General features: G+C 34.7%; 7 protein-coding genes. 1 reads left to right on the forward strand and 6 read right to left on the reverse strand.

Annotation, left to right across the window (positions count from 1 at the left end):
* On the forward strand, positions 1 to 189 hold a 189-nt coding region (locus BHE19_RS22930; protein WP_070905703.1), incomplete at its 5' end, for a hypothetical protein.
* A gap of 338 nt (positions 190 to 527) precedes the next feature.
* Here the strand turns inward: BHE19_RS22930 and BHE19_RS21515 are convergent.
* From BHE19_RS21515 to BHE19_RS21540, 6 genes are all read right to left on the reverse strand, one after another.
* Entirely contained in the window at positions 528 to 1496 is a 969-nt protein-coding gene (locus tag BHE19_RS21515) for a YheT family hydrolase (protein ID WP_070908810.1), read from the reverse strand.
* 314 nt (positions 1497 to 1810) lie between these two features.
* The gene (locus BHE19_RS21520; protein WP_070908811.1) at positions 1811 to 3742 is read right to left on the reverse strand and encodes an alpha/beta fold hydrolase; all 1932 of its coding nucleotides are present in this window, start codon (positions 3740 to 3742) and stop codon (positions 1811 to 1813) included.
* Between the two features lie 24 nt (positions 3743 to 3766).
* Positions 3767 to 4405 carry a 4'-phosphopantetheinyl transferase family protein gene (locus BHE19_RS21525; RefSeq protein ID WP_070908812.1) on the reverse strand — a complete coding sequence of 213 codons (639 nt, stop codon included), beginning with the start codon at positions 4403 to 4405 and terminating at the stop codon, positions 3767 to 3769.
* A 30-nt stretch (positions 4406 to 4435) separates the two neighbouring features.
* Positions 4436 to 8866 (reverse strand): non-ribosomal peptide synthetase, encoded by a 4431-nt coding sequence (locus BHE19_RS21530; protein ID WP_070908813.1) that lies wholly within the window; start codon positions 8864 to 8866, stop codon positions 4436 to 4438.
* Between the two features lie 537 nt (positions 8867 to 9403).
* The gene (locus BHE19_RS21535; protein ID WP_070908814.1) at positions 9404 to 11038 is read right to left on the reverse strand and encodes a cyclic peptide export ABC transporter; all 1635 of its coding nucleotides are present in this window, start codon (positions 11036 to 11038) and stop codon (positions 9404 to 9406) included.
* Between the two features lie 145 nt (positions 11039 to 11183).
* The gene (locus BHE19_RS21540; RefSeq protein ID WP_083342623.1) at positions 11184 to 13670 is read right to left on the reverse strand and encodes an outer membrane beta-barrel family protein; all 2487 of its coding nucleotides are present in this window, start codon (positions 13668 to 13670) and stop codon (positions 11184 to 11186) included.
* Positions 13671 to 13768 lie beyond the last annotated feature (98 nt).

A 13768-nucleotide genomic window follows, 5' to 3' on the forward strand; every position in this document is an offset into this window, starting at 1 on the left:
ATGAAACTACTAGATACAAAGCCCCATTTTTACTGGTTTCTTACTAATCTCGCAAAGACGCAAAGGCGCGAAGTTTTTGTTTTTCTTGCCTTATTTCTTTTGAAAACCCATACCCTAGCCCCGATAGTAGTGGAAATCCTTTTGATTTTTCCTTTAAAAAGCAAAAGATTGAAGCGGATAGCGGGATAAAGCTTCGACTTCGCTCAGCTGGACAGAAACTGCTTTTCTTGCATTTTCGCTCAGCTGGACAAAAAAACTACTCTTATATATAGTATAGAATCTCAAATTACAAACCTGATGGCTTCGACTTCGCTCAGCCGGACAGAAACTGCTTTTCTTGCATTTTCGCTCAGCTGGACAGAATCACTTCTTATATATAGGTAGTAAAAAACAAACCCGACAGGTTTTGAAAACCTGTCGGGTTGTATATTATCTGAATTGTAAACGAATCTACTACTATATACTTAATCTTTCTTAAGTGATACACTAAATGAATTATCGAAACTCAATTAAGATTCATAAAAATACTATGTAAGCGCTCTGCACGACTCAAAAAACTCGTAAGCTCTTTTCTCTGCATAGGAATACTCTGAGTCACGTAATGGAAAAGCACAGTGCCCACCATATCTTGGTGTTTCCAGATACACATAGGCGCTGTCCTGCGCTATGGCTCTGGGATAACATCTTTCTCCCAGAAAAGGATCGTCTAATGAATTAATAATTAAAACGGGGGTGGTAATATTCTGAAGGGAGAATTCAGGAGAAACACGCTGATAATAATCATCACGACTTGCAAAGCCATGCAACGGTGCTGTAAAGTACTGATCAACTTCGTCAAACGACGAAATTTTATCTATCTGATCGCGGTTTATAAAATCAGGAAACTGAGCTGCCTTGTATTTCAGCTTTCTTTTGATATCAATGGTAAAGTTCTTTAAGTAAACTCTGTTAAAACCTTGTTTGAGTACAGCGGCACTTGTCGCAATATGTGTAGGTACCGAAATTGAAACCGCTGCCTTTATACGCTTATCAATTTTAGTCCAGCCTAAATAATTCAGAAGCTGCACTCCTCCCATTGAATATCCTATCAAATAGACATCTTCAAATTCTTTTTGAAAAACAAACCGAACCACTTCGTCAAGATCATCTATGGCACCATGATGATAAAGTCGTGGAAGACGATTCATCTCGCCTCCGCACGTGCGATTGTTCCATGCAAAAACAGAAAAGCCTTTCTCTCGAAAATAAGCAGCACAACTATTATTATAAGTTCTGCGCGAATCACCTTCTAAACCATGACATAAAATGACTGCTTTTTTAGAGTTGTTTATAAGGAAATCGATGTTTATAAAATCTCCGTCACTTAATTCATGCTTTTCTCTTGTATATTCGGGAACTTCATACTTTTTAAACAAAGCAGCATAAATGGTAGAAATATGCCTGTTGCGATGCATAATAGAAGGCAGATTATATTCTGATTGTTCAATTAATGGCATGATTAAATAGTTTTACGGTGCTATACAAATCTAAGAAATCAATCTATATCAAACTTAATCCTCTTTCTTTTATTTTGTTTTTAAAAATAATAATTGATTGTATCACTGCCTTCGATCAACGTCTATACTCCAAGAATACAATTGTCGAGCAAACGAAATTATAAAAAACCTTATTAACTGTATTATTAAAAAATGAGGTTGTCAAATTGTATCTGACAACCTCTTCTGTTTATTTTCACGCAGATTTTGCGGATTAAGCAGATTTTTTTTGCTCTATTATCTGCTCAATCTGCGTGAAACTTTAAGCTCTTTTATTAAAGTAGAAATCCCCAATACTGGAAGTAGATACCTACCAGTAGCAACGAAAACAAAATTGTCGCCATAACTCCCGTATTCGAAATAAACTTAAGTTTAAGAATAAAATAAAGTATCGAAATCAGGGTAAACACTATGAAGATCCATTGTATTATAAATAGGTAATTAAACTGATCTGGTATTCCGAACGCTAGTATATAAAAGTTGTTTTCGGCTGTGTAGTTTATCGCTAAAACAAATCCAATAAGAGTAAACAAACCTAATAAAGAGGTGATTATAATTAAGGATTTCAAAATTTTATCGGCCGTTTTCTCTTCTCTTTTTCTAATTAGTACATATGCAAAAATGGAAAGTAAGGCGATAATCAAAGCAGTGAAAAAAGGCGCAAAAAAGAGTAAATTAAACTCGTTTAGACTATTGGCAAAATTCGAAATTCCTGCACTTATTTTTATATTGGTCACAAAATGAACTTTATTATCGGTATCAAATTCCCTGGTATTTGGTCTTTGAAGCGGATTTTTTATAAATTCTTCGGCGATTTGAACTCCCACTAATGAAAAACCCGGGGTATGACCTGAAATTGGGGCGTTTACCAAAAATGCATTTTTAAACCTGTCAACTGTAATTTTACCATTTAACGCAGGTGTTATCGGATCAAATGCTCCTGCAAATACTAATACGGGGATGGTTAATTTGGACAGGTTGGATAAATTAACCAAGGCAGGCCGTTTATTTGCTCCTAAATTCCATTTATCACATACTGCGAAATCTGATTTGTAAAAGGATAGCCCTCCTTTTAGTTCTTTATAATTACGTGCATTTTTATTAAACTCTGAAATCGAATTGTTTGGCACTGCTTCATTACAGCTCACACAATAATATTGCCCATAATCTAAGCCTAAAGCTCCTGAAAAAGCTGCCACTAACGAGCTTAAAGTACTTTTGTTTCCTTTATTAAATTCGGTAATTAATAGTGGAATTACTTCTATCAGTCTTTTTTGATAAAGTGACTGTTGAATTGCAATTTTAAAATCTTCTGCATTATAAGTAAACGTCCCACTCGAAATTATTCTTTGATCGACCTTAACGGTGATAGGTTTTTTTTCCAGTTTTTCAATGGTTTCATAGTAAGCAGCCTGAAGATTAGGATATTGTTGATTACAATTTGGATCTTCCTTACAGGCACTAAAAACCTTTTTAAGGCTGCTCATATAATTCTCTGTATTGCGATTGTAATATTGAGAAATATCTGAAATGGAAGAATCCAGTGTTAATGATTTAATGTCCTCAGGAAAATCATTTGCATAAACCTGTGCGGTATAAGTACCGTACGAAACCCCGTAAACATTCCATTTGTCATATTTCAGAGCATTTTTTAAGGCATTTAAATCTTTTACGATGGAGCTGCTGTTATAAGCGCTTATATCAATATTTCTGTTGAGTAAATCTTGTTTACATTCTAATGATGCAATCGTTTTTTGCTGTTCGTCCTGTGTACTGCTTTGATTTTTTGCTAATATTTCTAAGAATTTTTTCCCCAGGTCCGGACAGAATTTTGGCAGGGAGCGTCCGGTTCCTCTCACATCAAACAAGACAATGTCGCTGTTTTTTCTCAACGGATGGTCTAGCCAGGCCCATATTCCTTCTATACCACCTGATCCTGGTCCTCCATCGATGTATACTACCGGGTTTGAGTCTTTACTTTTTGAGATGCTTTTTAAAACAGCCACTGCAATTTTAACTGTTTTTCCTGTTGGTTTATCCCAGTTTTCAGGAACAGTTAAAAATGCCCATTCTATATTTTCTTTGGAGAGATTTTGATCTTCGGGAAAAAAGGTTTTTACTTTCTCTAACGTAAAAGCTTTTGTTTGAGCAAATGCAAAGTTTGGTACAATCAATAGTAATAAAAACAGGCTCATTATTTTTTTCATTTTGGTTGAATTAAATTGTTAGGTTTATAGTATGATTCTTTTCAGGTAAATTTTTGTGCCATCTGTTTTTAAAGAGATGTGGCATTTGTAGTTTTTATCTATTTTTACTTCGCTTAAATAATATTTTTCTCCGTTGATTTCGGTTGTATTATCTAAAACTTCAAATGATTTCAACGGAACGATCAAACCATGTCCCTGGGCTTTTAGAACGGCTTCTTTCTGTGTCCAATACTCAAAAAAAGCTTCTTTTTTATTGTCAGACAGGACGATCTTATTCCATTCTATTTCTGTCATTTGCGATTTAAAATCAGCTGTTTCAATATCGGTTATAATCTCCACATCGATCCCAACTTCATGCTGATCGCTTAAGGCGCAAACTACAATATCTCCTGAATGTGAAATATTAAAAAGAACCGGATTATCTTCAAAATAGGGTTTGTTATAAAGGGTTTGCATGATCTCTTTCGCATCAGGCTTCTGCTTATACGTTTCCTCGATTCCTTTAAACAAGAGTATCCGTCCTAAAAGCGATAATTGTGCATCTTGCCATCTTCGATAACGCTTAATTTTATCCTGATAATCGGCTGGAAATTTCGGTAAATCATTCTGCAGCAAGCTCTGATGTTTTTCTTCAGACAGATAGGAGTAATAAATATGTATCAAAAGTATTTGGTTTTTAATCGTTAAAAGCGCTTAAAAATTAAAGTCAAAATCGGTTTCCTGAAGTTTCGCTGTATTCACTAAAGGGTATTCAATTTCTGATACTTTAACTGAAGGGTTCTCTATTATCTGAGACCACAAATTTTTAAAAGTGGCCAGAAGAAATTGTATGCTGATTTCTTCATATTTATTCTTATCGTATGAAACGCTGACTTTTAGAGCATTGCCGCTTTCAAAAAAATTAAACAATAAAGGAAATCTGCTGTAATTGGTATCGGAAGTCACGTATTTTAATTCGGCATGATCCATTTTAATCGTTTCCTGAAAAGAAAAATCGGGATTCTGATAGCTTACTAAAACATCAAACAGCGCTTCTTTTTTGAGTTGTGATGGAAAATCCTGATGTGTATTTAGTAAGAGAACGTCTTCCTGAACTTGTTTTAAGAGTTCTAAAAAACTTATATCTTCATTTAACCGAACACGAAGCGGCAGTGTTTTTACAAACATTCCTATCATTGTTGCGATATCAGCATTGTTTCTTCCCGCATTAACGGTTCCAATCACAATATCATTATGATCGTTAATTTTATGAATGAGCACATTTAAAAGCGAAATAATCGTATTATAAACTGTACTTTTTTGTTCCTGAGCGAATTTTTTTAACGCTTTAGTATCTTCAATGGTAAACTCATCATCATAATACGCTCCATTTTGCAATGGACCGTTTAAATTAAAATCTCTATTGATCGTTTCTTTGATACTGTACCCATCCAAATATCTTTGCCAAAAATCGAAAGTGGTTTTGTCGTCATTTTCAGAAGCTAACCATGCCGTATAGTCTTTAAACTGAATACCTGAGTTTTTAATTACGGAATCAGGATGATTGTATTTTTGAATAAATTCTTTGGTAAAAAACTCTAATGAAACTCCATCCATAATAATATGGTGGGTGCAAAAAACCAATGATGATGTTGTCTCGCCCGTTTGTACGAGCAGCATTCTCACCAATACATCATGTTCTAAATCAAACGGTGTTTCTATGTATCGCTGAATAGTCTGCTCTTTTTGTTCGTTATCAATCTGCAGCTGAGTGATCTTAAAATCGATATCCTCTTGTTTTCCTGTTTTTTGAAAAACAGCTCCTTTGCTTTCTTCAAAATTGGTGCGGAGAATTTCATTTTCAAAAATTAACTGAGACATTGCATTGTTGATTTTATCCGGAAATACGGTCCCATTAATTTCAAAAACGGCTACCATGTTATAAGCAATCGATTTTGGCCGATCCTGACAAGCTACCCATAATTCTTGCTGTGAAGGTGTTATTGCAAAATCAGTTTTTAAAGTTGTAAATGGTATGCCCTGTCTGTCATTGGTTTTTAAAGTCACTAAATAATCTGCCATTAATCTGATCGTGGGATAATCGAAAACCGTTTTCAGGTTAACATCGTACCCAAGATTTTTTGCTATTGACCCCGCAAGTTTAACTGCGTTTAGGGAATGTCCGCCAAGTGCAAAGAAATTGTCATTGGTACTAATTTCTTTTTTACTGTTTAAAATTTCTTTCCAGTATCCGGCTAACTTTTTTTCCAGATCAGATTCAGGTGCTTTAAAATCATCGTTTATTGTATGATGTTCGATGGCTCTTTGCGCTAAGTTCTTACGGTCAATTTTTTGATTCGGTGTTAGCGGAAACTCCTCCAGAAAAACAATTGTGCCTGGAATCATATAGTACGGAAGGTTCATTTTTAATGTGGCTACAATTTCTCCTGTATCTGTCCTTTCTTCCGTTTTTACTACATACGCTACTAAAAAAGCTTCCTGTTGATTCCCTTTTTTTGCAATTACGACCGATTCTTTTATTCCGGAAATTTGATTCAAATGCGATTCGATATCTCCCAGTTCAATTCGATATCCTCTAATTTTAACCTGATTATCGTTTCGTCCTAAAAATTCGATTTCTCCTTTGTCATTCCATCTGCCTACATCTCCGGTTTCGTATAATAAACCATTCGCCTGAAACGGATTTTTTATAAATTTTTCCTGAGTCAGTGTGGTATTTTTATAATATCCTTTTGCCAGTCCATCACCGGCAATATAAATTGCTCCGGGAGTTCCGATTGGTTTTGGACTTAAAAACGAATCCAGTATGTAAATTTGCGTGTTGTGTATTGGTTTTCCAATATTTGATGCCTCATTCGCATGTTCCAGTTTTTTTAAACTCGACCAAATGGTGGTTTCCGTCGGACCGTACATGTTCCAGACTTCTAAACTATGACTGATTAACTTTTCGGCTAATGCTTCACTTAACAAATCACCTCCACAAAGTACTTTTAGGCGTTTGTCTCCATTCCAATCGGCATTGAAGAGCATTTGGTAAAAACTTGGCGTTGCCTGGATTATTGTGGGTTGGATTTCCTCTATTTTTTGGATAATAACCACCGGATCCCCTAAAATTTCCTGATTGGCAATATACAAAGCAGCTCCCGACAATAGTGGTACAAAGAATTCTAAAATTGAAATATCAAAAGAGTAAGTTGTAACCGAAAAAAACACATCGCTTGGCCTCACACCCGGCTCCTGCTGCATACTGCTGAGGAAATTCAACAGAGATTGATGCCCTATTTCAACACCTTTCGGATTGCCTGTTGAACCTGACGTGTAAAGGATGTAAGCGGTGTCATTAGGGGAAACTTTCAGGGATGGTTTTCCTTCTAATCCCGCTGCTTTTTCTAAGATTGTCTCTAAAGATAGTACCTCTACCACATCATCTGTATGCAACACATAGTCTTTTTCATTGATAAGCAGTTTAATCTGGCTGTTTACTATAATGTAATTCAATCGGTCCCCGGGGAATGACGGATCTAGCGGAATATAAGCTCTACCCGCTTTGAGTATTCCCAGTAACACGATGACAATATTTGCCGACCGCCCTAATAAAACGGCTATCGGTGATTTGTCCTCTTGTCCATAATTGATTATTAAGTATTCGGCTATCTGACCAGATAATTGGTCCAGTTCGGCATAGGTATAACTTTTGTAATTGTCTTTTAGGGCTTCTTTTGTACTAAACTTTATCACCTGATCCTGAAATACATCCAGAATTGTATTCTCTTTTTGATAGTCAACTTTTGTAGTATTGAATGTTTCGATAACTTGGCGCTTTTCGTCTTCTCCCAGATAGTTTAATTCTTTTAGAACTTGATCAGGAGCATCTAAAATGGCGTGAACTAAGTTTTCGAAGTGATGAACGACCTGTGTGATTTGTGCTTCTGTAAAATAATTCAAGTTGTAGTCGAAATCAATTTTCACATCCTCATCTTCATCAAATTCTCTGATGTAAATGGCTAAAGCTACGCGTTCAGATTTATGTGTGAGCGGAATTACTTGTGTGTGGGTATGAAGAAAATCATTAGAATAATTTTGTTTTTCATAAGAAAGTGTAATATTAAACAGTCTCTCTTTTTCACTAAAAACCTGAAGTTCCTGAATTAACTTTCCTAACGGGAATCGCTGATGGCGATAATCATGTCTTAAAGTAGTTTTTATTTCTGCAATTAAATTCTCGAAAGTGGCGTTAAAATCGATCGAAATTCTTAAAGGAGAAACGCCCATAAAAAGACCAACTGTTTTTTTGTAACTGGCTTTACTTCTGTTTAAAACCGGTAGTCCGATGGCAAAATCATTGTTCTGATGTTTTCTGCCAAAATAGGCGTACAAGATAGCCAGAATGACATTAAAAGTAGAACATCTGTAACGTACTGCTAACGAATTTAACTGATTGTATACCTCTCTTTTGATAATTAACTCCTTGCGATCACTTTCATTGATCTGAATGTTATCTTCTAATTTATCAAACAGATTCTGAGGTAAGGATTCAAACTTTTTGGTCCAGTAGATTTTGTCCTGATGGTACGATTCTGATTGCTGATAAGCGGCATCATCAACTGCAAAGTCTTTGTAGCTAAACGGATATACGGTTTGAATTTTCCCATGTTCGAGAATCTCATTGTAATTTTGTACCAACCTCTGGAACATTAACGACGTACCCCAGCCATCAGTTATAATATGATGGTAAACGGAAAATAAATAATGAAAATTTTCCTGAACTTTAACGAGGGTAAAAACATGCAAAAGATGCTCTCCAAATAAATCAAACGGCTTTGCAAACTCTTCCTGCATGTACACATTTGCTGCCTCGAAAGGTTCTGCAGATGAAGAAAAATCAACAAATCCCAGAGCTGAATTATGATCTTCTACAATTTTAATCCGAACATTTTCGTGCTTGCTGGTAAGTATACTTCTATACGAATCATGCTGATCAATTAAGGCAATGTATGCTTTTTGAAATGCATCATGGTTTATTTGGCCTTTAATTTTAATCTTAGCCCCAATGTTATAGATGGGCTCATTGGGATATAATAACTGCTCGAAATAAACATCTTGCTGAGGAAGGGTGAGTTTCATTTTAAAATATTTTTACGCAATTAGAACTAAATGATGTCTTGTTTCGTTTAATTTTTAGGAATTAAACAAATTGATTTTTCCAATCCGGAACTTAAAAAAAGAGGTATTATTTAACGTAGGGTTGGTGTTAGGAAATACATTGTACATTTTTATTCAGAATTTTATAAATCAATGTTTCTGAATGAAATATAACGCGACAAATATATCGTTCCTTCGGATGCCATAAATATTTCGCTCCTGCGGATGCTACAGATATTTTGCTCCTCCGGAGCTTGTTTATGGTAATGGATAATTTTGCTATAAATATTATGCTCCGCTGGAGCTATACCTGCCTTGCTCCTCCGGATGCTATAGATATTTCGCTCCTCCGGAGCTTGTTTTTGGTGTTGGATAATTTTGCTATATATATCTTGCTCCTTTGGAGCTCTATTTTACACTGTATTATAGATTATCAAAAACAAATAAAAAAATCCGCGTCAATCCGTGTTTTCGCTTTAGCGAATCTGTTTAATCTGTGCGCTATCTTTGTACACCTTATTATGCCCAGAAAAGCTCTTTACTGTATTCTTTTGATTTATCTACTTTTACCTCAGCATCAATTTTGCCGTAATTAAATTTTATAATTCGGTCTGCCAGATGGAAATAAGCGTCATCATGTGTTACAGCAATGATTGTTTTGCCTTCTGCTTTTAACTTTGGGATAAGTTCTTCGTAGAAAAATTTTCTGAAATAAGGATCCTGATCGGCGGCCCATTCGTCTAAAACAAGGATTGGTTTTTTCTCCATTAGGGCAAAAATCAAGGACATTCTTTTACTTTGTCCTTTAGAAAATTTTCTTCTGGCAGAACTTTCTTTATCATCTAAGATGACTTTGTCCAGCTTCATCATTTCTAATAACTGTTTGTATTCCGGATTGTTTTCAACGGTATATTCTTCATAATTATGAGAAAATATATGATCGTCTGTAAACACGGCTGCAATTAAATTTTGATTTTCCTGACCGGACTCTGTTTCTTTTCCATTTAAAAGGATCTCTCCTTTAGAAGGCGTGTATAATCCGGTGAAGGTATTGATGAAGGTACTTTTTCCGGAACCGTTTCCGCCAACAATAAAGATGGTCTCTCCTTCCTTAACTTCTAAGTTTATTGGTCCTAATGCAAAAGCACTGTCGTTGGAATCGCTATTGTATGAAAAATGTATGTCTTTAAATTCGATACTTTCAAAAGAAGTGTTGTCTATTGGCAATTGTTTTTTTACATCTTCATCTACTTCAAAGTCTTTTAAGAAATCCTTGATTCTTTTATTGGCCACGATAAAACGTGTATAGGTCTGCTGCAGATTGATCAGGTTATTTATAGGTCCTGAGATGAATAAAACAATTACTACATATGCTATCACATCAGACTGACTCAATAATCCCCATGACGGTAATACAAACAAAATAGTTGCGATAATGGCATATAAACCATATTGACTAATAAGATTAATGGACAAAAAGATATAACTGATTTTAAAGTCTAATTCACCGGCCTGATCCCGATTCGGAATTAAAAATCTATTCATTAGATTTTCAGCTCTGAAAAAGCTCAGTTTTAGTTTTTTAAATCCTTTCATAACATCGTCCACGTACTTGTAATAATCGTCATTGTATTCTCTGAGACTGGTTACTTTTTTAGACATGGAATTGATTACTACAAAATAGGAAGCGGCAACGGCTATAATTAATACTACCACAATAAGAGCAGAACTTACCGAGATGGTAAACATATAGATCAAACAAAGCACTAACATTAAAACCGAATTTACGGTATGGGTTACGGTATAAGGTAAAAGCCCAAATACCCGTAAATCTTCAACAACGGTAAAAAAACGCTGGGAACCTAAGTTCTCTAATTTTATCAGTGAGGTTTGAAGTATTTTTGAGAATATTGTTTTTTCGTTGTCGTATAACATTTTAAAGGAAAACTCATTAAGTCCTTTCTGAAAAATGATGTTCAGCAGATAGGTATATACTACAATTGCAAAAAAAACCATTCCGGTATAATCCGTCATAAACGACTTGTTGCCTGACAAAGTATTGTTTATAATGTACACTATTCCGAAACTAAGAATTGTATTTGGCAAAGCATAGGTTGCCAGAAGAATTGAATTTTTTAGTGATATTTTAAACATCTTAAAAGTTTTTGTTGTGGTTGATAAAGTCTTAAAGAGATTGTATCCCTTTTTAAATTCGGATTCTGAAATTAACTTGAAAATTAAATTCTGTTTTTAGATGCTAAGTCAAAATCAGCAACTAGAAAAAACAGACGATTATAATTTACTTGATTCTGTTCTTTTCGGTATCGATACTGTTATTTTCTCTCTCCTGAGTAGTCATCTTATCTCCAAAATTATAGGTAAACGATAGTCTGACCTGTCTTGTATTCGATAATGTCCTGAAGTCAGCATTTGCATTGACCAGATTATTAATTTGTCCTTTGGTGATATAGGTTCTGAAAATATCCATCCCGATTACTTTAAGTGAACTTCTGTTTGAAAGTTTTTTGCTGATTGTCACATCAAGAAACCAGTAAGGATCCAGCGCAAATTGTGCTACATAAGCTTTCCCAACATAGCGTCCAAAAAGTTCTATATTGTAATCTCTTTTCAGTTTTACTTGCAACACAGGATCGATTCTAAAATTATAACCGTACGTATGGAGTTTACCTCCAAAAAAATCACTTTTGGTATCGGTATACGATACTTGTGCATTTCCGGTAAAAGTTAGCCATGGAGCAATATTAAATGTAGAACTAAGGCTAAGATTGGTTACCTGAGTATTTCCTATGTTTCCGGGCATACTGTAATAGACATTGTTTATAATTTCTATAGTTTCCATGATCTGATTGTCAATTTTACTGTAGGCAAGAGTAAAATTCAATAAGCTTTTGTGTGCGTAAGAAGCTTCAACGGAATTTGTAATTGAAGGTTGCAGATAGGGATTTCCTTTGTAAAATGTCAATTTATCAACCTGAATAACCATAGGGTTAAGATCCTGATAAAATGGTCTGTCGATTCTTTTTCCGTAATTGATTCCTACTGTGTTATTAGCCAAAGAATCGAGCTTATAAGACAGGTATAAGGTTGGGAATAAATTGTCGTACTTGGTTGTATTTTTTGTTCTCGGTTTTATTTCGTTTCCTAACTGATCTCCTACAATTTTTACACTTTCATAACGGAGTCCTAACTGTACCGAAAGTCGGTCTAAAGTTGTGTTGGAACTTACATATAAAGCTGTTATTTTCTCGTTGTATAGAAATTTATTATTCTGATTTAAATTTGGAGTCGAAATATCATTTACGATATCGAAATACTCACTCTTATTGTTGGTCTTGATATTACTGTATTTGAATCCGGTCTGCAGGTTTGTTTTTTTGGTCAGCTGATTGGAATAATCTGCTTTTCCTGAATAAATATAAACCTTAGAAGCTGCTCCTCCCACCAGCATATCGGAATAATTTTTATTTGCATCCGAAAAAATGATCGAATTTTTAAACTCCTGATAGGGAAAAGAATCGTATAGTAAGTAATCTAAATTGGCACTTACATCGCTTTTTTCGTTAAGCTTGTGATTAATGTTCAGATTTATTCCGCTGTTTACAGATTTAGCATCTGAGCTGCCTAATGTTTTTACAATGGAATCTGTAGTTTGTTTTCTGTTATAAAGGTAATTCAAACTATTATCAAGATCATTTCCATTCCAGATTGAAGCATCTGCAGAGACTCCGATTACCGTATTTTTTGACAGATTATAGTCTGCACCAAACCTTAGATTTGTTGCTATAGCATCTCCTACATTATTGTTTTCCTGTTTGCTGTAGCTGCCTGTATCGGTATAATTTCTGCTGATATAAAGATCCTGAAAGCGTTTTTTGTAACCTGCATTTCCATTCAGAAAGATATTGTAATTCTCCTTTTTTTTGTTCAACGCAAACGTGGCATTGTATTCTGTAAATTTATGCTGCCTTAGACCCAAAATAACACTTCCGTTTTCTCCTTCTTTTTTGCTCTTTTTTAGTTTGATATTTATCACTCCACCATTTCCTGCTGCTTCATATTTCGCAGGCGGATTGGTCATAATTTCAATTTTATCAATATTATCTGAAGCTAATCCGCTTAAATAGCTTTCAAGTTGGGCACCTGACAGATAGGTTGGACGGTCATCGATAAAAATGGTCGCATTTGCTTTTCCATTCAGACTTACAACTCCCTGATCGCTTATACTGGTTCCCGGGGCTTTCTTTAATAATTCTAAAGCGGTAATTCCTGAGTTAGATTCTAAAGCGTCAACATTTAAAATGGTACGATCGATTTTAGTCTCAACAAATTTTTTCTTTTTAAGTATTACGACTTCTTTTAAGCTCTCCTTTTTTGTTATTTTAAACAATTCTATAGGCAGTACTTCTTTTTGATTGTCTGTTTTAATGCTTATAATTCCTGTACTAAACGTTTTATAGTCGTCATGGGTAATTTTAATTTTATAGTTTCCGTTTTTCAGGTTTTTAAAATTAAATTCTCCTTTTGTTTCAGACAATTCGCTTTTTACTAATGTTTCCTGCTCATCGTTCAACAAAAGAATGGTTGCAAAAATAACAGGCTCTTTATTTTCAGCATCAATAATGGTTCCTGAAATGGATGCTGCTGACACTTGTTTGTATATTTCGTTACCCGCTGCTTTTGAACTTTGTCCGTATACTGAATTACCCAGAAAAACAAACATGCATAGTAAAGCGATATATTTTAAATGCATATAATTATACTTCATTATTTTTTTAATGTATTTAATAAGATTGCCTGTGAGAGATACGATATGTAAACTCAAGCTCTTTTGAATTGATAAAATTTAAGAAATTTAAAGGATCG

This window comes from Flavobacterium tructae (assembly GCF_001853485.1).
Classification (GTDB): domain Bacteria; phylum Bacteroidota; class Bacteroidia; order Flavobacteriales; family Flavobacteriaceae; genus Flavobacterium; species Flavobacterium tructae.

Bases quoted from the DNA above. Each gene is read 5' to 3' on its own strand.
- BHE19_RS21515 (WP_070908810.1), bottom strand. From the start codon at position 1,496: ATGCCATTAATTGAACAATCAGAATATAATCTGCCTTCTATTATGCAT.
- BHE19_RS21540 (WP_083342623.1), bottom strand. From the start codon at position 13,670: ATGAAGTATAATTATATGCATTTAAAATATATCGCTTTACTATGCATG.
- BHE19_RS21530 (WP_070908813.1), bottom strand. From the start codon at position 8,866: ATGAAACTCACCCTTCCTCAGCAAGATGTTTATTTCGAGCAGTTATTA.
- BHE19_RS21535 (WP_070908814.1), bottom strand. From the start codon at position 11,038: ATGTTTAAAATATCACTAAAAAATTCAATTCTTCTGGCAACCTATGCT.
- BHE19_RS21520 (WP_070908811.1), bottom strand. From the start codon at position 3,742: ATGAAAAAAATAATGAGCCTGTTTTTATTACTATTGATTGTACCAAAC.